Raw genomic sequence first — 23,534 nt, forward strand, 5'->3', positions numbered from 1 at the left:
ATGGCCATTGAGCCCTACCGCCCCAACGACGCACAATACCGCGATGATTTCGATCGCGAGCTCGACAAGAAGCTGGATAAGCTCTTCTACCGCTGGCAGTGGAAGCTCTTCCGCTTCGTCCGCACGCTGATCTTCATTGCGATCGGGATCTGGCTGGCGACCAACTTGCTGCCCCCGGTGTTCGAGACCATTCTGTCGGGCAACCTTGGCCCGATGATCCTGCAATTCATCCCTGTCGCTATTTACCTGTTCTTCTTCATTGGCTTTCAGTTCTTTCTCATGTACTACTTTATGGCCCGTACCCGCATCTACTGGGTAAAGCCAGGCGAGACGGGCATCAGTTTCAAGGACTACCGCGGCAACCCCGAGGTGCTGGAGGCGGCGCGGCGGGTGGTGACGCTGCTGAAGGGGGCCAAGGAGTTCAAGAAGATGGGCGGCGAGGTGACCCGCGGCATTCTGCTGATCGGGCCGCCCGGCACCGGCAAGAGCTACCTGGCGCAGGCCATTTCAACCGAGGCGGGGGTGCCCTTTGGCTATCTCAGCGCCCCATCGTTGCAGTCGGCCTGGATGGGGATGGGTAACATCAAGGTGATGAACCTGTACCGCAAGGCTCGTCGCTTCGCTCGCGAGTATGGGGCCTGCATTATCTTCATTGATGAAATTGACGCCATCGGCGGCGCCCGCTCGACCAGCCTGATGGGTACCGGCGCCGCCGGGATGGAGGGCGCCGCCGCTGGCGGTTTGCACAGGGTGGTGATGGGCATCGGCGGCATCATGGGCGGCGGCAACGGCATTCTCAATGAACTGCTGCTGCAGATGGACCCGCCGCCCCAGGATAGCTGGTGGGGCAAGCTGTTGCGCACCCTGCGGCTCCGCAGCGGCAAGCCCGATATGCCCCCCGTGCTCACGATGGCGGCCACCAACCTGGCCGAGACGCTCGACGCCGCCTTGCTCCGTCCGGGCCGCTTCGACCGCAAGATCGCCGTTGAACCGCCGGATGCCGATGGGCGCCGCGAGGTGATCGAGTACTACCTCAGCAAGGTCAAGCACGAGCCGATGCCCATCGACCGCATGGTTTCCGATACCATCGGCTACACCCCGGTGGCGATCAAGTACTGCATCAACGAAGCTACCATTCACGCCCACTTCGACGGTCGCGCCGCCATCAACTACTGGGACTTCACCCGCGCCCGCGAGACCCACGAGTGGGGCCTGCGCCAGCCCATCCGCAGCATGTCCTATGAGGAGCGCCGCCGCATCGCCTACCACGAAGCCGGACATGCCTACGCCATGGTCAAGCTGCTCAAGAAGGAGCGGCTCACCAAAGTTACCATCGTGCGTCACGGCACCGCCCTCGGCTTTGCCGCATGGAAGCCGGAGGAAGAGATCCACACCCGGACCAAGGACGAGTTGCTTGACCGGATCAAGATCAGCCTGGCCAGCCGCGCTGCCGAGGAACTCTTCCTGGGCATTCAGATGAGCGGCGTGACCAGCGACCTGCAGAGCGCCACCGGCCTGGCGGCGATGATGGTCGGGGCCTACGGGATGGATGAGAGCTTCTTCTCCTACCTCACCTTTGGCATGCAGGGCCTGAACGCGCCGGACATTAAGCCGCGCATTGAGGCTATTCTGCAGGAGCAGTACCGCCAGGTGAAGAGCCTGCTCGAGAACAACCCCGAGGCGGTCATCGCCATTGCCGAGGCGCTTATCCTGCGCAACGAGTTGACCGACATTGACGTGAAGGAGATCCTTGATCGGGTTGAGGCCGAGCATCCCTTCACGCCGATCAGCGCCCGCAGGGAGCGCGCGGCCTTCGGTTTCGCTGCGGCTGCCCGCGCGCAGAGCAGCGGCGCTCTGGTGCGCCGGCGCCGCGAGGCGCGACCTGGCGCCCTGCCGGCGCCCGGCACGATTATCCTCGATGCCGAGCAGCGCCGCGACGAGAGTACAGGCGTCATCTGATCCCCGTGCTGCCTGCCGGTTTCTCGGCATTTCCACGCCCGGCTCCTCTCCTTAACACGGGGAGGAACCGGGCGCCATCTCCTGACCGAAGAGGGTTGGGGAGGAAGTGGGGGTATAGCGAAAAACGTTGTTTACAAACTACTAAGGCCTGATCACTACAGAGAGCGCAGAGAGTTGCAGACGTCCATCCTCTGCGCTTCTCTGTGTCCTCTGCGGCAAGTCCGAACACGTTCCAGGCTGCCCCCCTCGGAACCGCGCCCTGCTTTTCGTTTCTGGCAATACCGGTATTGTAAGATAGCACTACTGCTTTTGGAAGGGATTGCCCTTACGCGACCCGGAGGGTCACTCGAGAGCGTATCCCTCTGACTGCGCGTGTTCATACCAGCCTCAAACGGGAGTCTCCCACGTGGTCACGGAACTGGAAGCTGAAGTTGCGCGCCTGCGGCGCATGCTGGAACGGCGCGACGCGATCATCACCGCGCTCGCCGAGGTGGCGCGATTGTTGTCGGTTCATCTTGATCCCCGAACGCAGATGTCGCAGATGCTCGCCGTGCTGGGAGAGGCGGTCCAGGTCAGCCGGGCCTATATCTTCGTGGACCTCACGCCGGATGACGATCACGCCGTGATAAGCCAGGTGGCGGAGTGGGTGGCGCCGGGAATTACGCCGCAGATTGACAATCCCGAGTTGCAGAACCTGCCTTTCACCGAGGCGGGCTTTGGGCGCTGGGAGCGCCTGCTGAAGCAGAACGGGGTCGTCTACGGCAGGGTGGCTGATTTTCCGGCTTCCGAGCAGAAGTTGCTGGAGGTGCAGGACATCCTTGCACTGGTCGCAGCGCCAATTTTCGTTGGGCAGCGCTGGTGGGGATTTGTGGGCTTTGACCACTGCACCGTGGCCCATAGCTGGGAGGCGGTCGAGGTAGAGGCCTTGCGCAGCGCGGCGGTGATGTTTGGCGCCGCGCTCTACCGCCGCGAGACGGAGGATCGCATGCTGGCGGCCCAGCGCGAGGCCCTGCGCGAATTGTCCACGCCACTCATACCAATCACCGATGACGTGGTGATTATGCCGCTGATCGGAGTGATTGACAGCAGCCGGGCGCACATGGTGATGGAGACCCTCCTCGATGGGGTGACGCGGCAGCAGGCCCGTCTGGTTATCCTGGACATCACCGGCGTTCCGGTGGTGGACAGTCAGGTGGCGCAGGCGTTGATCCAGGCGGCGCAGGCGGTGAAGCTGCTGGGCGCGCGGGTGATGCTCACCGGCATCCAGCCTCAGATCGCCCAGACGCTGGTGCATCTCGGCGTGGATCTGAGCGGCATCCAGACCCAGAGCAGTTTGCAGGCGGGCATCGCAGTGGCGTTGCAGGGGTAGAACTGCCCGGGCGGAGTGGCGCAGCGCCCCCGGTTCTGCGGGCGCAGTCTGAAGGGTTGCGCTTGCGGTCGCTGCATGGGGCGGCGTTACCACAGACGTCCCTGGATCGTCTCATCGGGGTCGGGAGGGGGCTGGCGCTCGACGTAGGGTGTGCCGAGGTGGGCGTAGGCCCGGCGCGTGGCGATGCGCCCGCGGGGGGTGCGTTGCAGGAAGCCCAGTTGCAGCAGGAACGGCTCGTAGACATCCTCGATGGCGTCCACTTCTTCCGCCAGGGCCGCCGCGAGGGTAGCAACCCCTACCGGGCCGCCGTTGAACAGGTCAATGATTGCCCGCAGCAGGCGGCGGTCGTTCTCATCGAGGCCAAGCTCATCCACTTCGAGCTGGCTCAGGGCGGCGCGGGCCACGGGCAGATCAATCGTCCCTTCGGCCACGACCTGGGCATAGTCGCGCACGCGCCGCAGCAGGCGGTTGGCGATCCGTGGCGTGCCACGGGCGCGCCGCCCCAGTTCGTAGGCGGCCTCGGGGCTGATCGCCACTCCAAGGATGCGCGCCGAGCGCATCACGATGTCGCGCATGGCTTCGTCGGAGTAGAACTCCAGGCGGTGCGGGGCCACAAAGCGGTCGCGGAGGGGCGAGGTGAGCAGGGCCAGGCGGGTCGTCGCGCCGATGACGGTGAAGCGGGGCAGTTTCAAGCGCAGATTGCGCGCGCCGGGGCCCTTGCCGACGATGAGGTCGAGGGCAAAATCCTCCATTGCCGGGTAGAGCACTTCTTCCACAGCGCGGTTGAGGCGATGGACTTCATCAATAAATAGGATGTCGTTCTTCTGGAGGTTGGTAAGAATGGCGGCCAGATCGCCAGCGCGTTCGATGGCCGGGCCGCTGGTGACCTTGATGGCCACGCCCATCTCGTTGGCGATCACATTGGCCAGCGAGGTCTTCCCCAGGCCGGGGGGGCCGTAGAAGAGCGTATGGTCGAGAGGTTCGGCGCGGGCCTTTGCCGCAGCGATGGCAATACGCAGTTGGTCCACCACCTTCTCCTGGCCGATGAATTCAGCCAGGGTGCGCGGGCGCAGGCTCTTCTCGGCCTGAGGGTCGTCACCCGCGCGTTTGGGGCTGAGCAGGCGCTCGGTCTCGTCCATGTATTCCTCGCACAGACGTTTCGCCGTGCATTATAACACGGCAAGAGCGGGGCGGCCCGTCTCGCCGTGCTCGACCGGGGCTTGAGGGAACCAAAAAATCCGGCAGGCGCGGCGCCTACAGTGAGCGACGGGGTCGCCGTCTCACGATGCCGCACCTGCCGGGTTGTATTTTCCCGTAGCGATCCCCTCCTGTGGCGTCAGCGTTGCTCAACCGTTCGTCCTGCTGAAACGATCTCGGCGAGGGCGCGGAACATATCGCTCTCGGTGATAATGCCGACAATCAGCCCCTCATCATCAACCACTGGCAGACTGCCGATGCTATGATTGGCCATGAGCAACGCCGCTTCCTCGATCGGCGTATCTGGCTTTACCCGGAAAACATCACGCGACATCACCTCAGAGACCTCCATCCCCGCGTGGAGGTAACGTGAGGCTGCCAGCAGGAGATCACGCTCGGCGAGGATGCCTACCAGCCGGCCATTCGCATCGGTGACGGGAAGATGGCGGAGTCGGTGGTACTGCATGATGCCGAGCGCAGACAAGGCGCTCGACTCTGGTTCAATGGTTACCGGGTGGGCACTCATCCGATCGCGGACCAGCATGGTCTCGCTCCTTTCTGGCGGAGCACACCGCCCGGCACAAAGGCGGCAATGCGTCCTGCCCTGCCTGTATCTCGCTCATCCATTTCTGTGCTCTTTTTCCATCCTACAGCCCGCCGGAGGTTTCAGGGAGAAGAAACGTTAAGCCTCTGTGGATATCTCTTACCGTTTGACTGCCCCGCGCGGCGCACCATCGTGGGGGCGATGCTGCCTGGTTGTCGGGAAGGAGGTAAGATCCTCACAAAGAACGATAGCCGCTGCGGGGGGGTGGAGTATGATTGACTCGCTTGCGTTCCGAGATCCCACACCTCACCCCTGTGAGGTCCGGGTTGCCCGTGGAGGTGTCGAATGATGCAGCCCGTCATTCGGTTGGGAGGCCTGGCAGGCATCGCGCTGTTGTTGTTGGGCGGATGTGCTGTGCCAGGGTCGTTCGCGCCGACCCCCACCCCCGTGCCCGAGGTTGAGAACGTGGCGCCGCGAGTGGTGGCCGATGGGCGGATCGTGCCGATACGTAGCGCTGAACTGCGCTTTCTGACCGCTGGCGTGGTCGAGGCGATCCTGGTAGAGGAAGGCCAGAGGGTGGCCGCTGGCGCGCCACTGGCGCGGCTCGACGGCGCGGAGCTTGCCGTAGCGGTGGAACAGGCGCGCGCGGCGCTCGATGAGGCCCGTGCCCAGTACGACCTGCTGCGGGAGCCGGCTGACCCGGAGGCGGTTGCCGCCGCCGAGGCGCAGCTTGCCCAGGCCGAGGCCCTTGCCCGGCAGGCGCGCGGGCGGGTGACGTCCGCCGATATACGGGCTGCGCGCGACGAGCTGGCACAGGCGCGCGCCCTGCTGGCGCGGCTGCTCGCCGGGGCGCGGAGCACCGAGGCCGAGCAGGCCCGCGCTGCTCTGGCGCAGGCGGAGGCCAACCTGGAGGCTCAGCGGGCCACCCTGTCGGCAGCCAAACTCGCCGCCGAGACGCGCCTGAGCCAAGCCGCCAATGCCCTGCGTGACGCCCAGGACGCCTATTCGCGCATCTACTGGGAGAACGTTGAGCTGGAAAAACTGCGGAGTGAGTTGCCCCAGGCGCGCCGCGACGCCGAGGCCGCGGCGCGCCGCGCCGTCGAGAACGGGCAGGCCGCGCTGGCGCAGGCGCAGGTGGATCTGGAGCGCGCCCGTGAGGCCGAGCGCAGCGGCATCGCCGCCGCCGAGGCCCAGGTGCGCGAGGCCGCCGCGCGCCTGGAGCAGGTGCTGGCGGGAGCGGATGCCGACCAGATCGCGGCCGCCCGCGCCCGTGTCAGCGCTGCTGAGGCGGCCCTGGCGCGCCTCACTGGTGAGGCGCGCGCTGGCGAAGTGGCAGCGGCCGAAGCTGCTGTGGCCCAGGCCCGTGCGGCTCTGGAACAACTCACTACCCCGCCGCGCACGCCTGAACTGGCCGCCGCCGAGGCCCGCGTCCGCGCCGCTCAGGCCGCGCTACGCCAGGCCGAATTGACCCTCGAACGCGCGACCCTCGCCGCGCCCTTCGCCGGCACGGTGGTGCAGATCAACTTGAAAGTCGGCGAACAACCCTCGCCGAACGAGCCAGCCGTCGTTCTGGCCGATTTCAGCGCCTGGCGCGTTGAGACCAGCGATCTGACGGAGCTTGATGTGGTGAATGTGCGGGTCGGCGATCGGGTGACGCTTACGTTCGACGCTCTGCCCGATCTCACCCTGTCCGGTACGGTAACGAAGATGCAGGCCCTGGGCAAGACCTACCAGGGCGACGTGATCTACACCGTCACCGTTGAGCCGCAGCAGTGGGACGAGCGCCTGCGCTGGAACATGACCGCCACGGTGACCATTGAGGGTGAGTGATCGGCCGCCGGGCGCGCCCGGTTGCCAGCGATCGGCGGAGCCGCTTATGCTCAGCTTCAAGAACCTCCTGCGCCGGAAGGTGCGTACCGCCCTGACCATCCTGGGAGTCGCCGTGGGCGTCGCGGCCGTGGTGGTGCTCTCGGCCTTTGGGGAGGGCATGGCCAGTGGGTTTGGCGCCGTGGGCGGCGGCGCCGACGCCGACCTGCTGGTGAGCCAGAAGGACGCGGTGATGATCATCGTCGGCGCGATTGACGAAGAGGTGGGCGCAGAGATCGCCGCCATGCGCGGCGTGGCCGAGGTCAGTGGCGCAGTGGTGGGCATCCTGCAACTGCCCGAGTCGCCATACTTCCTGGTGACCGGCGAGGACCCGCGCGGCTTCGGGATGCGCCGCTATCAGATCATCGCCGGGCGGCCCATCAGCGCGAAGCGCGAGGTGATGCTGGGCCGCAAGAGCGCCGAGAGCCTGAACAAGCGCGTTGGCGACAAATTCCGCATTAACGACATCAGCTACCATGTGGTTGGCATTTACGAGACGGGGTCGAGCTTCGAGGATAATGGGGCAGTGATCCACCTGGCCGATGCGCAGCGGGCATTCGACAAGCGTCGCCAGGTGAGCTACTTCAAGCTCAAGTTGCGCGATCCACGCGACCGGGAGGAGGTGCGGCGGGCGATTGAGAGCCGCTGGCCCACGCTGGCGGTCACCGCTTCGGGTGAGGCGACCGCCCAGGACGAACTGTTGGATATTTACCGCGCCATGGGCTGGGTGGTCGGGCTGTTCGCGATACTGGTCGGCGGCCTGGGGATGATGAATGCCCAGCTTATGAGCGTGTTTGAGCGCACCCGCGAGATCGGGGTGCTGCGGGCCATGGGCTGGCGGCGGCGGCGGGTTATGCAGCTCATTCTTGGCGAGGCGTTGCTGCTGGCCCTGGTGGGCGGGGGGTTGGGATTGCTGCTGAGCATCGCGACGATTGGCCTGCTATCGCGTTCGGCGGCCCTGGGCGGGTTCCTCAGCGGCACAGTGGAACCGATTGGCTACATCCAGGCCCTGGTGATCGCTGGCGTGCTCGGCCTGGTTGGCGGTGGCTACCCGGCGTGGCGGGCCGCGCGTCTGGCGCCGGTGGAGGCGATGCGCGCCGAGAGCGGCGCCCCGGTGCGCTGGGGGCCGGTCGCCCGTATGCTCGCCCCGGTGATGCGCGGCCCGGCCCTGCGGAACCTGCTGCGGCGCCCCACGCGCAGCTTGATGACCATGATTGGCCTGGGTGTCGGCGTGGGGTTGATCGTGGCTCTCGCCGGCATCAGCGAGGGCTCGCGGCGGGCGATCACCCAGTTGCTGGCAGCCGGGCAGGCCGATCTCCTCGCCGAGCAGGCCGGGGCCTCTGATGTGATGTTCTCGGCGATTGACGAGCGGGTTGCCGAGCAACTGCGCGCCCATCCCGAGGTCAAGAGCGTCTCGCGGCTGATCTTCGGCACCAGCGCCGTGCCCGGGTTGCCGTTCTTTCTGGTCTACGGCGTTGATCCGCGCGAGAACTATCTGGCCCACTACCGGGTCAGCGAAGGCCGGACCATTCAACGTCCCGGCGAGATGATCCTCGGGCGCATGGCGGCCAATAGCCTGGAGAAGGGCGTTGGCGACCAGCTGCGCGTTTCGGGGCAATCGTTTACCATCGTTGGCATCTTCGAGACCGGTCTGGCCTACGAAGACACCGGCGCAGTGGTGCCGCTGAGGGACGCGCAGCGGCTCTTCGGCAAGCCCCGGCAGGTGTCTTTCCTGGGGATCACCCTGCACCATCCCGAGCGGGCCGCCGAGATCGCCAGGACGCTCGAAGAGCGATACCCGCAACTTATGGTGGCCCGCACTGCCGACCTGACGCAACGGATGCAGGACTTTGCTACGATGGACGCCGTCTTCGGCGCCCTGATGGCGCTAATGATGCTGGTGGGCGGGATCGTGATCATGAACGTGATGCTGATGAGCGTGTACGAACGCACCCAGGAGATCGGGGTGCTGCGCGCGGTTGGCTGGCGCGCGGGGCGGGTGCTGCGCATGATCCTGGCCGAGTCCTTTGCCCTCAGCCTGTTCAGCGCTGGAGCGGGGGTGCTGATCGGCATTGGCATCAATCAACTGGTGCGCCTGACGCCCGGTTTTGGCGAGTTGCTCAATGCCGCCTATGCTCCGGCCGATGTCGCGCGGGTCCTGGCGATGGCGTTGGGATTGGGGCTGGTGGGCGGCTCGCTGCCGGCGCTGCGGGCGGTGCGGCTGCGGCCGGTTGAGGCGTTGCATTATGAGTAGTCGATGCGCCTTCTGCGCCCGTGGCTGGGGAAACCCGTTGATCTCCCCACTCTTCATATCAGAAGCAGGTGCGTGCTATGGCTGAGCCAGTCATCGCGGCGGAAGCGCCGCAGTCCGAGACCAGCGAGGTTATCCTGGAGACCCGGGCGCTGACCCGTGTGTACGGAGAAAAGGTGCCGGTCAAGGCTCTCGACGGGGTGGATCTGCAGATACGGCGCGGCGAGGTGCTGGCGATTGTCGGTCCCTCTGGCTCGGGCAAGTCCACCCTGCTGAACCTGATCGGGGCGCTCGACCGGCCCACCTCGGGCGAGGTGATTGTCAACGGGACGCCGCTGTCAAAGGTGCGTAACCTCGACCGCTTTCGCAGCCGCACCATCGGCTTTATTTTCCAGAGCCACAACCTCTTGCCAACCCTGACGGCGCGGGAGAATGTCGAGGTGCCGATGTACGAACTGCCGCTGCGGCCGGGGCAGCGCCGCGCCCGCGCCACGGAGTTGCTGGGCCTGGTGGGTCTGGCCGGGCGCCGGGACCATCTGCCGAACCAGCTTTCGGGGGGCGAGCGCCAGCGGGTGGCGATCGCCCGCGCTCTGGCCAATGCGCCCTCGATTGTGCTCGCCGATGAGCCAACGGGCAACCTCGACAGCAAGAATACTGCCGACATCGTGGCCCTGCTGACGCGCCTCAACCGTGAGCAGGGCGTAACGCTGGTGATTGTGACTCACAACACCGAGGTGGCCGCTGCCGCCCAGCGGGTGATCACCTTCCGCGACGGCAGAATCCTGCGCGATGTCTCAATGAGCAACGAGCTTGAGCGCGAGTTGCTGGAGTTGAAACGCTCGCCCCTGGGGCAGGCCATTCTCCGTGGCGATCATCTGCCCCCGGCGCTGGCCGAAGTGGCCCCCGTGCTGCACGATCTGCTGGAACGAGTGTAATGCGATTTTGGATTTTGAATTTTGAATTTTGGATTGGTGGGGGTCTAACGGTGATAATTAGTCTGTGAACGAAGTTTCCTTGCATTTTCGCCCCCCTCCCAACCTCCCCCTAACGGGGGGAGGCGCCGGACTCCCTCCCCCAGCAGGGGAGGGTTGGGAAGGGTGCAGAGGCGCCGAAAAACTTCGTTCACAGACTAATAATTACCTATGCATCAGTTCAACAGGAACGGGTGTAAAGCGCACGACCCGGAAGGTTGCGCTGCGGCCTCAGCAGCCACTCCGGTCTACGGACTTGCTACACTAAATGTAGTCAGCGCACCGATCACTTATCCACATTTTGTGGATGGAGTGTGGATAACACCTCAATATATAGGAGCCTCCTGGAATTATATCGCAGGAGGCCCCTATATCTAGCAACACCAAACAGGCCGGGAACGCGGCCTGACGCTATGCTCATTTTGACACAGCAGGGTGATCCGGTGGTAAAGCGGAAGTAAAGGCTGCGCTAACCGCCGGGGTCAGTCTGATTATATGCGGGGGGGCATTACCGTTTCGTTGCCAGTTGTCGAGCATTGCAGCTTGACAGTTGCTCGCTGTCACCATTCTGTATAGGTGTGGAGCTGTAGAACAGGAAAGTTGTTTTCCACCTCCACACCTCCACATCTCTACGGGTCAAACAGGGCGGCGTAGCGCGCCCGCCAGGCGACGGCGCGGACGGGGTCATCGGCGCAGGCGTCGAGGGTCGCGGCATACTGCTCCGCCCGGGCGTCAAGCGCCGGCCCCAGGAGGACGATCCGGTTCAGGGGCGTCAGCGGGGCGCGGGGGCGCAGAGGAGTAAAGCTCAGGCGCCCGCACACGAGCTGCACCTCGTCGGGCCAGGGGGCGTCGGTGCAGTGGACGATGCCCTTGGCGCGGAAGACGGCGGCGCCGAAGTCCCGCAGAGCCGCTTCGAGCGCCGCGCGCCGCAGGGGGATGTCGCTGCTCCACGACAGGCTGCTGAAGGCGTCCTGCCGCAGATGGTCGGGCCTGGGGGACGGATCAGCGTGGTCGAGGCGCGGGCCGAAGAGCAGATCGGGCGGAACCTGCCCGTAGCTTGCCGGAACGATCGCTGCGCGGGAATTGAGGGCGCGGAGGCGCTCCGTAACTGCAGCGCGTTCGGCGGCTGTAACCAGATCCACCTTGCTGACGATGATCAGATCAGCGGCGCGGAGTTGCCATTCGGCCACTGGCGAGGCGTTGAGGGCTGCCGCAAGGTTGGCGGCGTCGGCCACGGCCACGACCGCATCGAGCGGCAGTCCGGCGCTACGGGCGCGCCGGATGATCCCCCCTGGCTCGGCCAGGCCGGTGGTCTCGACCACGATGCAATCGGGGGCGTAATCGGCAAGTTCTTCGACGGCCAGCAAGAAGTCGCTGCCTGCTTCGCAGCATACGCAGCCGCCGGTCAGTTCGACGAGGGGCGCCGCGCCCGCCTGTTCGAGGATGCTCCCATCGAGGCCGATCTGCCCCAGTTCGTTGACCACCAGACCAGGCCGGCGCCCGCCTGCGCCGCGCTCCAGCAAGGCCCGTAGCAGGGTCGTCTTGCCGCTGCCCAGGAAGCCGGTGACGATGGTGAGGGGCGGGCTGGTCATTAGAAGCGTCCCCCCTGCTCCGTGGCGTAGCCGGTCAGTTCGACATACCCGCTACCGGTGACCGGCCGGCCCTGGCGCGATCCCTGGATGCGCACCGCCCCCTCCCAGTACACGACCGACACCGGCAGTTCCTGATTGGCCAGGCGCGGCTCAAGCTCCAGGCGCATATCCAGGGCGGGGATGCTCAGGCGCCAGCGGGCGGGGTAGAGCGCCTGCGAGGCCGGGCTACGCCAGGTTGCCAGCACCTCCAGTTGCACCCCGGCAGGGTCGAGGGGCGTGGTGCGGCCCGCCGGGTCAACCAGGCTGCCGAAGCTGTAACTGACCGCCGCAGGCGTGCGCACCTGGGCGTACATCAGGTCATAGCCATCATCGAGTTGCAGGCTGAACCAGTCCCAGCCGACGGCGCCGGCTTCGAGGGCGCTGGTGCCCCACTCGTGGTCCATCCAGCTCAACCCATTGACGGCGTGGGTCTGATCGCCCACACGGATCGTGCCCGTGGTGGCCATGCGGGTCAACGAGTAGTAATACGAGGCGTTGCCGGGGGTTGGCCCCTTCTGGCTGAGGCCCTGATCGCCCTGGAGGGCGGGGGGCTTCAGACTCTCGAGGGTCAGATCGAGGGCCACCTCGCCCTCGGCGGCGCGCAGGCGCATGGTCATACCCTCGGGGCCGGAACCGTCGGCGGACCAGTCTTCGAGGAAGACGCGGAACGGCTCACCCGAGGCGCCGGCGAGACCGGCGGCGCCTCGGCTGAAGCGCTCGTAGGCGTAGAAGCGCCCCCGGGCCACATCGCTCAGGGCCAGGTGGGCCATGTAGACACTGGTTGCGCCCCAGGCCGACTCGCGGGCGACGGGCCGGGGAGTCAGCTCGCTGCGGAAGAAAGTCAACTGATAGCCGAACCGGCGCTCGCCAGCGGAGAGGTTGCCGGTGTAGTACCACCACTCGATCTGGTACTCCGGATGCGGGCCGTGGTCGCGCGGAAAGACGAAAGGGCGCGGCGCGAGGGCGCGGGCGAAGCCAGCGTCGCCGCTGCTGAGGGTTGCTGCGGCGTCAATGCGGGCGCGGATCTCGGGGCGTGCGGGGGCTGCGCATGCCGCCAGGAGCATAGTGGCAGCGAACCAGCCCAACCAGCGTAGAAGCATAACGTTTGCTGTCCTCTGAGCGGTACAGTATGTGTATGAGGCCCGTTTCAGATCGGGGCGTTGGAGCTTGAGAGTTGATCTACGGCGCCTCATAGCCAGTTTGTGGAAGTGTAGAGCTGTTGAGGTGTGGAGGCGAGGGCCAGACCGTCAATCCGCTTGCTCTCCAGTGCGAGCCGCCGTGTCTCACCGGATTGGCGCAACAGTCGCCAGCGCATCATAACCGTATTGTACCGGGATCTGGAGGCGCGATGCAAACTGAACTGCCCGACGACGCCGCGCGGGTGCTGGTAGCGGTGGCGCCGCGCCCGCGCGACCTGGAACTGGCGCGCACAGCGGGGTGGTACCGTGTGCCGCTGGCGCGAGTGCCGCCGCGCTTTGCAGCCGACTATCTGGCATTTTACCAGACGGGCGCCTTCGGCGCCGAACGCTGGTCGGTGCGCTACTACGCGCCGGTGTTGCGCTACCATGTAACCACACGGCGGGAATTGTTGCCTGACGAACCGAACCACCCGCGCGCTGGCGAGCGCTACTATCGCGTGGACATCGGCCCGCTGGCGACGCTGCCGCTGCCGGTGCCCGCGGCGCGGCTGCGGCGAGTAGTGTTCATTCCTACCACCTTCGGGCAATTACGGCGCGCCCGCGACGTGCGCGAACTCTGGCGCCCCGACGAGGACGCCTGGCCTGGCGGCGAGGTGTGGGGCGCGGGCCTGGCCGGCAGGCGGTGACCGGCGGCGCACCGGCAGCCTGGCGTTCGAGCGCGTCTCGGAGAGCGGCCTCGGCGCTTGTGGCGCTTTCCAGGACAGGGGTATGGACACAGGGAGGGCCCGTGTTCATATTTGCAAAAGATCTGGTCCTCCAGGGCCTTCCATGTTCGCCCTGACCGTGTTATTATATCAGCCAAGATTAGTACAAATTAGGGGGCGCCTATGATCACGCCAGGAACGACCGACTATGACGACGCTCATGCGCTCGCGCGCATCCTCGCCGACGACGTGGTGTGGGGGCTGGTGAAAAACCTCGCCGCCAGCGATGCCCACCTCCAGGATCTGCAGGCCCGTCTCGGGGTCCAGCAGGAGGTGCTGGAGGAGCGGCTCCAGCAGCTTGAGCAACTGGGACTGGTAAGCAGCCGGATCAGCGACGCCAATGCCAGCGTGCGCTACTACCGGCTCCAGGTTGACCGGCTGCGCGCGGTGATAGAGCAGGTTGTCAGCGCGCTGCACCCCTCGCTGCGCCTCGCCCCTGAGCCTGAACCTCCGCCGGCCGAGCCAGCCCGGCCGCGGGTGCTCTTTCTCTGCACCGAGAACAGCGCCCGTTCGCAGCTTGCCGAGGTGCTGATGCGCCAGCTCAGCCACGGCGCCGTGGAGGCTTACAGCGCCGGCACCCGGCCACGAACGGTCAATCCGCTGGTGGCGGAAATCCTCGGTGAGGCGGCGCAGGGTCTTCGTTCAAAACACATTGATGAGTTTCAGGGGCAGCATTTTGACTATGTGGTGACCGTCTGCGATCGCGCCCGTGAAGCCTGTCCAAGTTTTGCCGGCGCCGAGAGGCAGATCCACTGGTCCATTCCCGATCCAGCGGCAGTTGAGAGTGAAGAGGCTCGTCTGCGGGCATTTTCAGCTACCGCCTGTGAATTGACGCAACGCATCCGCTATTTGCTGACGTTCATCGAGGCCCGGCAACGGGCCGCGCGGGCCGTGGCGGTGAGCTAGAGCACGGACCGGAATCCTTGATCCGCTGAGGACACTGAGCTGTGTGGCTTGCCAGGCTTGCGCCGCCAGTGTTGCGAGTCAACCTTTCCGAGAAACGCTATAGAGCGATTGGGGATCTCCGGGAGGGGAGCGGGGAAACTGGTTTCCCCGCTCCCCTTCGTGGTATGCTAGAGACATGCGCCTCTTGCCTCTTCGCGCCTTTCCCGCGCCGCCTATGCACGCCGTGATTGTCGCCAATGCGCCGACGTTTCGAGCAGCGCCGTTCCGGGATCTCCTGGCGCGCGCCGATCTGGTAATCGCCGCTGATGGCGGCGGCAATGCGCTGTTTGCCGCCGGTATCACCCCCAATCTGGTGATCGGCGATCTGGATTCACTGACCGCCGAGGCGGCGGAGGCGTTCGCCGCCGCCGGAGCGACGTTTCTGCGCTATCCAATTGAGAAAAACGAAACTGATCTGGAGCTGGCCCTGCTGGCCGCGGCGGCGCGTCAGGCCGACAGGATTGACGTGCTGGGGGCCATCGGCGGGCGCTGGGATCAGGGGCTGTCGAACGTGGCGCTGCTGGCGCTCCCCGAGCTAGCGGGACGCCGGGTGCGGCTGCTCGACGTTGACCAGGAGGCCTATCTGGCCCGTGGCGAGACGTTAATCAACGGCGCGGTAGGGGACACGATCTCGCTGTTGCCGCTTGGCGGCCCGGCGCGCGGAGTGACCACGCGCGGCCTGTACTATGCGCTGGAGGACGAGGAGTTGCGGTTCGAGCGCTCACGCGGCATCAGTAACGTGATCGCGCAGACGCCCGCCGCGGTGCTGGTGCGCGAGGGCATGCTGCTGGTGGTGCGCGTGTGGCGGCGCGAAGCGGATCAGATCTGGTCGAGGTAATCCTTCAGCAGCTTGCCCAGGCGCGGATGGCGGAGCTTGCGCAGGGCCTTGACCTCGATCTGGCGCACGCGCTCGCGCGTCACGCCGAAGGCGCGACCGACTTCTTCGAGGGTGCGGGGCTGCCCATCGGCGAGGCCGTAGCGCAGCTCCAGCACGCGCCGTTCGCGCTCGGTGAGCTGATCGAGGGCGGCGGCGATCTGCTGGCGCAGCATGCCGCTGGCAGCGGCATCATCGGCGTCGAGGGCGTGGGGGTCAGGAATAAAGTCAGCCAGCGTACTATCAGCCTCTTCGCCGACGGGAGTGGCGAGTGAAACCGGGTCCTGCGCGGTGCGGCGCAATTCGCGGAGCTTCTCCTCGCTCATATTGAGGAACTGGGCCAGTTCGCTATCATTCGGCTCGCGTCCGAGGTTCTGGGTCAACTGACGGCGGGCGGCCTGAATGCGGTTGAGCGTTTCGCCGAGGTGCACGGGGAGGCGCACCAGGCGCGACTGGTCAGCAAGGGCGCGCGAGAGAGCCTGTTTGATCCACCAGGTGGCATAGGTGGAAAACTTGAAGCCCTTATCGTGGTCAAACTTCTCGATGGCGCGGAGCAGGCCGAGGCTGCCTTCCTGGATCAGATCCAGCAGCGGCAGGCCGCGGTCGCGGTAGCGTTTGGCGATGCTCACCACCAGACGCAGATTAGCGGCGGCCATCTGCTGGCGGGCTTCCTCGCCAGCGGCAATCAGCCGGCGGAGCTCCGCGGCCCGCGGGCTATCCGGCGGGACGGTTTTCAACTCAGCCCGGGCCTTCTGGCCGCGCTCGATCTGCTGGGCGAGGCGTTTCTCCTGCTCGGCGGTGAGCAACGGCACCTGACCGATCTCGCGCAGGTAGAGCCGCACACTGTCGCCCAGCAGCGCATCGGAGAGTTCCTCGTCAAGATCAATGACCGATGTGCTGCCTGGCTCCTCTTCGACAAGCTGCTCATCGGCCGGTTCGCGCACGGGCACGCCGGCCTCGGCGAGGGCGGCGTAGACCGCGTCAATGGCCTCAGCGGCTGATTCTTCGGGCGCCGGCACGATCTGCAGCAATTCATCAAGGGTGACGTAGCCCCGCTGCCTACCCTGGGCGATGAGCGCCTGAATATCGGAGGGATTGACGATGGCGGTCGGGCGCGCGGTTTCGGGTGGCGTCTGAGACATAGACATTTCCTTGGAAGGGCCTGGCGCCAATAGCGTCTCCTGAGATTATCGCCTCTTCCCTGATACGGGTCGCGCAGGGGCGGCCCGGCAACGGGAAGCGGCAACGTTGGCACGCATGACCGGTGTGGTGTATGACATATATTGTAGCACATCCGCCTGACAGGCGTTGGAGGGCTTATATCATTTCGGATGGCGCACGATGAATTGCCGTCTATGGCCCCCCATGAGACCTGGCGGTGATAGCCTGACCGCATTCAACAGGAACTGGTACAAGAGACCGGTTTCGCCGGGCTGCTTTGTACGTGTCGCTTGAGAGGGAATTCAACGTGAAGCGACAGGGTAATTCCGACCAGGGATTATAGCGTATCGCGCAGGATCGCGCGAACCTGTTCCGGGCCTTCAGCGGCGAGGGCGCGCTCAGCCAGACTGCAGGCGGCGCGGGCGTCGGTAGTGGTGATGGCGGCGCGCACCCGTTCCAGGGCTGCCGGGGCGCAGGTCAATTCATCGGCCCCCAGGCCAATCAATAGCGCGGTCACCTGGGGATCGCCGCTGAGTTCGCCGCAGATGCTGGCGGGGCGGCCGTGCTGGTGAGCAGCCTCGCAGGCCATGCGGATCAGGCGCAACACGGCGGGGTCGAGCGGCTGGTAGAGATCGGCCAGGCGGTGGTTTCCCCGGTCGCAGGCGAGGGTATACTGGGCGAGATCGTTGGTGCCCAGGCTGAAGAACGCCGCCTCCCGGGCCAGGTGGGTGGCGTTGAGCGCGGCGGCAGGCACTTCGATCATCACTCCCAGCGGGATGCTCGGAGCAAACGAACGCCCGGCGGCGACGAGCTGGTTCCGCGCCTGCTCAAGCAGGGCCCGGGCGCGCCGCACTTCGGCGATAGTAGTGACCATGGGCAGCATCATGCGTATGTCGTGCGTGGCCCGCGCGCGCAGCAGGGCGCGAAGCTGGGGCAGGAAGATCTCCGGGCGGCTCAGGCAGATGCGGATACCGCGCGATCCAAGGAACGGATTGTCCTCGCGGGGCAGGGGCACGCCCGGCAGGCGCTTATCGCCGCCAACATCGAGGGTGCGCACGGTGATCGGCACGCCGGGTATGGCCTCAGCCACCGCCTGGTAGAGGGCCACCTGCTCTTCCTCGTCGGGCAAATCGGAGCGTTCGAGAAAGAGCCATTCGGTGCGCAGCAGCCCGATGCCCTCGGCGCCCTCGGCGCAGGCCTGGCGCGCCTCGTCCGGTGAGGCGACGGTGGCCAGCAGGCGGATGCGCCGCCCATCGCGCGTGGTGACCGGATCGCGCGCGGTGACGCTACGCGCGGCTCGGTCGCATGGACGGGAACGCAGGCGGGCCGGGTGATCGGCAGGCGGATCGAGCGTCACGAGGCCATGGTCGCCGTCGAGGGCGATGGTGCGGGCGCTGGACGCCGCAACGAGGATTTCGTCGCCGAGGCCGACGACGGCGGGGATGCCCAGGCTACGGGCGATAATGCTAGCGTGAGAGGTGATGCCGCCAGCGGCGAGCGCAATGCCGCGCAACAGATTACGAGGAGCACCAGCGAGATCGGCAGGGTCAAGATCGCGAGCCACGACGATGGAAGGGGTCGCCAGGCGCTGCCCGAGGCTGCCGGCGCCGGTCAGCGCGCGCCAGACCTGCACAGCCACGGCGCGCACATCGGCGGCCCGGGCGCTGAGGTAGGCGTCGTCAAGATGTTCAAGTTCGAGGGCCTGTTCTTCAGCGGCGGTGATAATCGCATCGGCGGCTGCCCGGCCCAGTTCGGTGACCAGGGCGAGGGCGCGTTCGCGCAGCGCAGGGTCGTTGAGCAGCAGCCGGTGGGCAGCGAAGATCGCCGCGCTTTCAGTCTGGCCCGCCGCGCGCGAGGCAGCCTCGTGGGCCGCAATGGCAGCGTCGGTTTCAGTCAGGGCGCGAATGAGCCGGCTTCGTTCGATCACCGGATCGGCAATCGTTCCAGGACGGGCGGGCGTGGCCTGGTAGACCAGCGCTGCGCCAAATGCCAGCCCCGGCGCGGCGGGAAGACCGGAGAAGCTGCGGGCGGTCATAGTAAGGGGTTTTCCTTAACCTTGCCTCGATCAGACAGGGCCGGCAGGGCGACCTGAAAGGTCGCCCTGCCTAGCGGAAGCCCAGCACCCCGTGGGAGATCACGTTCCGCAGGATCTCCGAGGTGCCCTCGCCGATGGTCAACAGACGCGTATCGCGGTACATGCGCTCGACGGGGAACTCCTGGCTGTAGCCGTAGCCACCGAAGATCTGGATGGCGTCGCGGCAGATCTTCTCCGACACCTCGGAGGCGTAGAGCTTGGCGATCGCGGCTTCGCGATGGAAATGGCGGTGCTGGTCCTTGAGCCAGGCGGCCTTGTAGACATACAGCCGGGCGGTTTCGATGCCGACTTCCATATCGGCAATCATGTTCGAAACGGACTGGTGCATGCCAATGGGCTTGCCGAAGGCCTCGCGTTCACGGGCGTAGCGCACGGCGGCCTCGTAGGCTCCCTGGGCCAGGCCCACGGCCATGGCGCCGATGCTAATGCGCCCGCCGTCCAGCACGCGCAGGAACTGCACAAAGCCGTGACCGCGCTCGCCGAGCATGTTCTCCTTCGGCACGCGCACATTTTCGAGCATCACCGCAGTGGAGATCGAGCCGCGCAGACCCATCTTGGGCTCGTGCTTGCCGAAGCTGAGGCCCGGCGTGCCGCGGGGGATGATAAACGCCGAGATGCCCTTCTTGCCTCGCTCGGGATCGGTAACAGCGGTGATGATTAAATGGCCGGCGACGGGGGCATTGGTGATCCACATCTTCTGGCCGTTGATCACCCACTCGTTGCCTTCGAGCACTGCCCGGGTGCGAGTGGCCCCGGCGTCGGAGCCGGCGTGGGGTTCGGTGAGACCGAAGGCGCCAAGGTATTCGCCCCGCGCCGCGGGCACGAGGAACTTGCGTTTCTGCTCTTCGGTGCCGAACATAAAGATCGGCGCCGAGCCCAGGCCCATATGCGCGGCGTAGGCCAGGGCGGTGGAGCCGCACACGCGGGCCACTTCTTCCACAGCGATGGCGGCGCTGACAGTGTCGGCGCCCGCGCCGCCGTACTCTTCAGGGAAGGGCAGGCCCATCAGGCCCAGTTTACCCATCTTCTCGAAGGTCTCGGCGGGGAACTCGCCCGTCTCATCAACATGGCGCGCCCGGGGGGCGATCTCTTTCTCGGCGAATTCACGCACGGTCTGGCGGATCAGTTCCTGCTCGCGGGTCAGATCAAAGTGCATACCTGGTTGCTCCCTTGCACCAAATGGCGACCTCGATGGGGCTGGCCGGGGTTCGCGGGCGCTGCCCTCCCGGTTGAGGGGGAGGCCATCGTCCGGCGCGCCCCGGTCATTCAAAATGCAGTATCTCCACTCCTTCCATTGTTTCAGCAATCAGATTGTCAACTACCGCCTTGAGGTCATTGGTCTCGGCGAAGACGCGCAGTTGCCGGTCGGCGCTGCTGCCCTCATCGGCTATCTTTAACAGGTACTCAACCTCGCGACGTGAGCCGAGCATATCTACCACGTCATCCACCAGGGCGACCATCTCGTGCACGAGGGCCTTCGTCTCGACTTCGGCGCGCTTGCCGAAATCAATCAGCTTGCCTTCGAGACCCCAGCGCTGGGCGCGCCACTTGTTCTCGTTGATCAGCGCGCGCCGGTAGACGCGGAAGGTGGTGTTCTCCTCGAACATGCGGTAGAACTTGACGATGAGCGCCTGCATCATGGCGGCCAGGGCCAGGCACTCCTCCAGGCGCGTGGCCATATCGCAGACGCGGAACTCCAGCGTGCCGAAGAAGGGGTGGGGCCGCAGGTCCCACCAGATTTTCTTGCCGTTATCAATGCAATTGGTGGAGACCAGCAACTGCACGTAGCGCTCAAACTCGGCGGCGGAGTGGAAGGTGGGCGGGGTGCCGGTTCGGGGAAAGCCGCTGAAGACCACGCTGCGGTAGGACTTGAAGCCGGTCTTGCGCCCCATCCAGAAGGGGGAGGAGGTGGAGAGGGCCAGCAGGTGCGGCCCGATGTAGCGGGCCACGTTCATCAGTTCAACGGCGACCTCATTGTTAGGCATGCCGATGTGGCAGTGCATGCCAAAAATCAGCAATTGCAGGGCCGCGTCCTGCATTTCGCCCACCACGGCGTGGTAACGTTCGTGGGGGAAGATATCCTGGGTCATCCAGGAGGAGAAAGGATGCGTTCCGGCGGCGGCGATCTTCAACCCGTGGCGAGCGGCCAGTCCGGCAATTGTGCCGCGCAGGTGGCGGATCTCGGCGCGGGCCTCGGAGATGGTGCGGCAGGGGCGCGTTCCCACTTCCACGATGCTCTGGTGCATCTCCGGCTTGATCTGCTCGCGCAGAATGGTGCGCCCTGGTTCGAGGATCTGCGTAACATACGAGCGCAGCTCGCGAGTTTCTGGATCGACGATCTGGTACTCTTCCTCGATCCCCAGGGTAAACGCAAAGTCGGGGTCCATGGGGTTATAAACGCTCATGTGCCGCTCCTTGCGCCTTGCCGCGCTGGGTGTGACGAAACGTCTTGCACGCTCCCCTTCGCCCGGCGGCTTATTACGCATTAAATCCGGTATAGCCCGCGCAGGCGGGCTTCGCAGCTACCGGGCGAATACCGGTTTATATTCTTAATCTTCATAAGCCGCGGGCTAACGTCCTGCGAAGTCGGCCTGCGTCGGCTTCAGCAGGCTACGCAGGCAGCCTTCGCAATGCCAGCCGGAGCCTTCAGGCTCCCGGCGGGCCGGTGGGCCGCGGCACGTGCAGAACGTTTCGTCACACCCCGCCGCGCTCCGGTTGCCGATCTTGCTGTGTTGTGTATTATACACGCACCTGCGGCGCGCAAGGCCCGTATTGAGGTTTTCCGGAAGGGCTGCACCCCTGAGCCTCTGGTGAGACGGGCACGATCTCATGACCGCAGGGGCGATTGGCGGTCGCCAGTGCGCTGGCGCCAGCGCTCGCGCAGGTAGGCCAGCCCATTGCGCTGGTACACGAGCCATTCCACCACCAGTACAATCAGCGCGATCAGCGCCACCAGGCGCCAGAACTCCTGCCGGCTGTCGCGCTCGCGGGAGACGGTGCTGCTGGCGCCGCTGGTCTGGGGGATGGTCAGGTCGCGCTGGGTGGCAATGCGCGACTCGCCAGGAGCGAAGAGGTTGACGGCGTAGCGATGGCGCCCGACCAGAGTGGCGCCGGCAAACTCTTCGATGGTGTAGACGCCCAGAGCGTCGGTATCGGCGTAGATGGCCTGGCCGGCCTGGATCTGCACCTCGCCGCTGCGGGAACTGACGGTGCGCCCGTCGGGGCGCGTCACACGCACTTCGGTGATCGCCGCGTCCACCTGGCGGCTAAGCGGTTGGCCCGGCGCGAGCTGGGCCGCCTCGGCCCCGCTGCCGGGGGCGAGGAAGTTCATCAGATTGGAGAGCAGCAGGGGAAAGGCGATCTGCAAGGGCAGGTCGGATTCGTGCAGGTCGAAGCTCAGCACTGCCAGCCGCCGCCCTTCGCGCTCGCCGACCACCAGTAGCGGCCCGCCATCACTGTTGACCACCACGCGGCCCCAGTTGCCCGGCACGATCCGGGCAGCCTTGAGCACGCTCACCTCGCTCAGGCTCACATTACGCAGAATAGGGTCCTCACCGCTGGCCGGACGCACCTGTGGGAACTCGATGGTTCCGGTGACCGAGAAGTAGGCCGTGGAGCGGAGCGGATTGATGAACAGCAGGTTGCCCGGCGGCAACTCCGGGGGCGTCACGCCATCAAGAATGGTAACCGGCACCTGGGCGACGGTTTCGGTGAAGGTGGTGGTGGCGGCAGGGACGGAGACCACCTTGAGGCCGGGCAACAGGCTCAGCCCGGTTTCCAGGAAGCGATTGCCCGCCGTTACCAGGCGCACGGTGGCAGCTTCGGTGGCCGGGCTGACGGCAAAGGCGCGGTCATCGGCGGGCATGGCGTCGGCGCCGTTGAGCCGGGCCTCAACCACTTCTACCTGAGGGGGAAGTTCGATGATCAGGCTCTGCTCGCGGCCGGCTTCGATAGTAAGGTTATAGGCGTTGAAAATGGCGCCGTCGAGGTAGAGATCCAGGCGGCGCGTGGCGCCGGCCTGGCCGTAGTTGGCAACCTGCACGAAGAGCGTTTGCCCATTTGTGCCGGGCTGGAGGCCGATGGCGCTCACAGCCATATTCTCGGTGTCCCGTCCGATTGGGAAATAGCTGACGCGTGCCGGCACGCGCAGATTATCCGGCAAGATTACATTGCCATCGGAGATAATTGCCACCTCGCTATCTTCTTCACGGGCGGCGAGGGCGGCAGCGAGGGTCAGGGCCTGGGAGAGGTCGGAGCCGCCGCCGTTGGAGAGCTGGATCTGCTCAACGGCGCGCCGCAGTTCGCGCCGGTCGGAGGTGGCGGCGGCGGGGACTTCCATGCGCCCGCCGGCAGCGATTACGGTGGCGCGTCCGCCATCGGGCAGTTGATCGATCAACTGGTAGGCGCGTTCCCTGGCGGCGTGCAGGCGCGTGGGCGGCTCGTCGGTGGCGCCCATGCTGGCCGAGTGGTCAATGATGAGGATCAGATTGCGCCCGCTGATGCCCTGGGCCGCCAGGTAGGGCCGGGCCAGAGCGAAGACCAGCAGCAGCATGAGCAGGAGTTGGAGCAGCAGCAGCAGGTTGCGGCGTAATTTTTGCCACGGGGCGTTGGCCTCCACATCGCGCACCATGCGCTGCCAGAGGAACGTCGAGGAGACGGTGCGCTCCTCGCGGCGCAGCTTCAGCAGGTACATCGCCACGATGGCCGGGCCGACAATGGCTGCGGCCAGCAGGGCGAGGGGGGTGATCAGGGACATAGAACGTTTCCG

17 protein-coding genes are annotated in these 23,534 nt (G+C 65.8%); 8 read left to right on the top strand and 9 right to left on the bottom strand.

Annotation, left to right across the window (positions count from 1 at the left end; all coding sequences use genetic code 11):
* Together NZU74_01045 and NZU74_01050 are read left to right on the top strand one after the other, a co-directional pair.
* Positions 1-1,959 (top strand): AAA family ATPase, encoded by a 1,959-nt coding sequence (locus NZU74_01045; protein ID MCS6879897.1) that lies wholly within the window; start codon positions 1-3, stop codon positions 1,957-1,959.
* A gap of 406 nt (positions 1,960-2,365) precedes the next feature.
* Positions 2,366-3,328 (top strand): STAS domain-containing protein, encoded by a 963-nt coding sequence (locus NZU74_01050; GenBank protein MCS6879898.1) that lies wholly within the window; start codon positions 2,366-2,368, stop codon positions 3,326-3,328.
* 86 nt (positions 3,329-3,414) lie between these two features.
* On the opposite strand, the gene ruvB is transcribed toward NZU74_01050, so the two are convergent.
* Positions 3,415-4,467 carry a Holliday junction branch migration DNA helicase RuvB gene (ruvB, locus tag NZU74_01055; GenBank protein MCS6879899.1) on the bottom strand — a complete coding sequence of 351 codons (1,053 nt, stop codon included), beginning with the start codon at positions 4,465-4,467 and terminating at the stop codon, positions 3,415-3,417.
* A 197-nt stretch (positions 4,468-4,664) separates the two neighbouring features.
* Entirely contained in the window at positions 4,665-5,069 is a 405-nt protein-coding gene (locus NZU74_01060) for a CBS domain-containing protein (GenBank protein ID MCS6879900.1), read from the bottom strand.
* A 414-nt stretch (positions 5,070-5,483) separates the two neighbouring features.
* Between NZU74_01060 and NZU74_01065 the strand changes: the two genes are divergently transcribed.
* The 3 genes from NZU74_01065 (at position 5,484) to NZU74_01075 (ending at position 10,121) form a co-directional block, all read left to right on the top strand.
* Positions 5,484-6,899, top strand: coding sequence for an HlyD family efflux transporter periplasmic adaptor subunit (locus NZU74_01065; protein MCS6879901.1), 1,416 nt, complete (start codon positions 5,484-5,486; stop codon positions 6,897-6,899).
* A gap of 46 nt (positions 6,900-6,945) precedes the next feature.
* Entirely contained in the window at positions 6,946-9,189 is a 2,244-nt protein-coding gene (locus NZU74_01070; protein MCS6879902.1) for an ABC transporter permease, read from the top strand.
* Positions 9,190-9,266: 77 nt separating this feature from the next.
* Positions 9,267-10,121 carry an ABC transporter ATP-binding protein gene (locus NZU74_01075; protein MCS6879903.1) on the top strand — a complete coding sequence of 285 codons (855 nt, stop codon included), beginning with the start codon at positions 9,267-9,269 and terminating at the stop codon, positions 10,119-10,121.
* 665 nt (positions 10,122-10,786) lie between these two features.
* Here the strand turns inward: NZU74_01075 and NZU74_01080 are convergent.
* Positions 10,787-11,749: a GTP-binding protein gene (locus tag NZU74_01080; protein MCS6879904.1), complete on the bottom strand. Its 963-nt coding sequence runs from the start codon at positions 11,747-11,749 to the stop codon at positions 10,787-10,789.
* A complete protein-coding gene (locus NZU74_01085; GenBank protein ID MCS6879905.1) occupies positions 11,749-12,888 on the bottom strand; it encodes a carotenoid 1,2-hydratase in 1,140 nt (379 codons plus the stop codon). The genes NZU74_01080 and NZU74_01085 overlap by 1 nt, the downstream gene beginning before the upstream one ends.
* Before the next feature lie 248 nt (positions 12,889-13,136).
* Between NZU74_01085 and NZU74_01090 the strand changes: the two genes are divergently transcribed.
* The 3 genes from NZU74_01090 to NZU74_01100 all read left to right on the top strand — a co-directional run bounded on the left by NZU74_01090 (position 13,137) and on the right by NZU74_01100 (position 15,474).
* Positions 13,137-13,613 (top strand): hypothetical protein, encoded by a 477-nt coding sequence (locus NZU74_01090; protein ID MCS6879906.1) that lies wholly within the window; start codon positions 13,137-13,139, stop codon positions 13,611-13,613.
* Between the two features lie 201 nt (positions 13,614-13,814).
* The gene (locus NZU74_01095) at positions 13,815-14,597 is read left to right on the top strand and encodes a protein tyrosine phosphatase (GenBank protein ID MCS6879907.1); all 783 of its coding nucleotides are present in this window, start codon (positions 13,815-13,817) and stop codon (positions 14,595-14,597) included.
* A gap of 175 nt (positions 14,598-14,772) precedes the next feature.
* Positions 14,773-15,474, top strand: a complete 702-nt coding sequence (locus tag NZU74_01100; GenBank protein MCS6879908.1) for a thiamine diphosphokinase — start codon at positions 14,773-14,775, stop codon at positions 15,472-15,474.
* Here NZU74_01100 and rpoD read toward each other — a convergent pair.
* From rpoD to NZU74_01125, 5 genes are all read right to left on the bottom strand, one after another.
* Positions 15,456-16,652: an RNA polymerase sigma factor RpoD gene (rpoD, locus tag NZU74_01105; GenBank protein MCS6879909.1), complete on the bottom strand. Its 1,197-nt coding sequence runs from the start codon at positions 16,650-16,652 to the stop codon at positions 15,456-15,458. The genes NZU74_01100 and rpoD overlap by 19 nt on opposite strands.
* A gap of 356 nt (positions 16,653-17,008) precedes the next feature.
* Positions 17,009-18,706 carry a phosphoenolpyruvate--protein phosphotransferase gene (ptsP, locus tag NZU74_01110; GenBank protein ID MCS6879910.1) on the bottom strand — a complete coding sequence of 566 codons (1,698 nt, stop codon included), beginning with the start codon at positions 18,704-18,706 and terminating at the stop codon, positions 17,009-17,011.
* A 70-nt stretch (positions 18,707-18,776) separates the two neighbouring features.
* On the bottom strand, positions 18,777-19,922 hold the full coding sequence (locus NZU74_01115; protein ID MCS6879911.1) for an acyl-CoA dehydrogenase: 1,146 nt from the start codon (positions 19,920-19,922) through the stop codon (positions 18,777-18,779).
* Between the two features lie 106 nt (positions 19,923-20,028).
* Entirely contained in the window at positions 20,029-21,171 is a 1,143-nt protein-coding gene (locus NZU74_01120) for a carboxylate-amine ligase (protein ID MCS6879912.1), read from the bottom strand.
* 422 nt (positions 21,172-21,593) lie between these two features.
* Complete coding sequence (locus tag NZU74_01125) at positions 21,594-23,522, bottom strand: BatA domain-containing protein (protein MCS6879913.1); 1,929 nt, start codon at positions 23,520-23,522, stop codon at positions 21,594-21,596.
* Positions 23,523-23,534: the final 12 nt, after the last annotated feature.

The organism is Chloroflexaceae bacterium (assembly GCA_025057155.1).
Classification (GTDB): Bacteria; Chloroflexota; Chloroflexia; order Chloroflexales; family Chloroflexaceae; genus JACAEO01.

Excerpts from the sequence above, each read along its gene's own strand:
- NZU74_01045 (MCS6879897.1), top strand. The coding sequence starts at position 1 with ATGGCCATTGAGCCCTACCGCCCCAACGACGCACAATACCGCGATGAT.
- ruvB (MCS6879899.1), bottom strand. The coding sequence starts at position 4,467 with ATGGACGAGACCGAGCGCCTGCTCAGCCCCAAACGCGCGGGTGACGAC.
- NZU74_01060 (MCS6879900.1), bottom strand. The coding sequence starts at position 5,069 with ATGCTGGTCCGCGATCGGATGAGTGCCCACCCGGTAACCATTGAACCA.
- NZU74_01070 (MCS6879902.1), top strand. The coding sequence starts at position 6,946 with ATGCTCAGCTTCAAGAACCTCCTGCGCCGGAAGGTGCGTACCGCCCTG.
- NZU74_01075 (MCS6879903.1), top strand. The coding sequence starts at position 9,267 with ATGGCTGAGCCAGTCATCGCGGCGGAAGCGCCGCAGTCCGAGACCAGC.
- NZU74_01080 (MCS6879904.1), bottom strand. The coding sequence starts at position 11,749 with ATGACCAGCCCGCCCCTCACCATCGTCACCGGCTTCCTGGGCAGCGGC.
- NZU74_01085 (MCS6879905.1), bottom strand. The coding sequence starts at position 12,888 with ATGCTTCTACGCTGGTTGGGCTGGTTCGCTGCCACTATGCTCCTGGCG.
- NZU74_01090 (MCS6879906.1), top strand. The coding sequence starts at position 13,137 with ATGCAAACTGAACTGCCCGACGACGCCGCGCGGGTGCTGGTAGCGGTG.
- NZU74_01095 (MCS6879907.1), top strand. The coding sequence starts at position 13,815 with ATGATCACGCCAGGAACGACCGACTATGACGACGCTCATGCGCTCGCG.
- NZU74_01100 (MCS6879908.1), top strand. The coding sequence starts at position 14,773 with ATGCGCCTCTTGCCTCTTCGCGCCTTTCCCGCGCCGCCTATGCACGCC.
- rpoD (MCS6879909.1), bottom strand. The coding sequence starts at position 16,652 with ATGTCTCAGACGCCACCCGAAACCGCGCGCCCGACCGCCATCGTCAAT.
- ptsP (MCS6879910.1), bottom strand. The coding sequence starts at position 18,706 with ATGACCGCCCGCAGCTTCTCCGGTCTTCCCGCCGCGCCGGGGCTGGCA.
- NZU74_01115 (MCS6879911.1), bottom strand. The coding sequence starts at position 19,922 with ATGCACTTTGATCTGACCCGCGAGCAGGAACTGATCCGCCAGACCGTG.
- NZU74_01120 (MCS6879912.1), bottom strand. The coding sequence starts at position 21,171 with ATGAGCGTTTATAACCCCATGGACCCCGACTTTGCGTTTACCCTGGGG.
- NZU74_01125 (MCS6879913.1), bottom strand. The coding sequence starts at position 23,522 with ATGTCCCTGATCACCCCCCTCGCCCTGCTGGCCGCAGCCATTGTCGGC.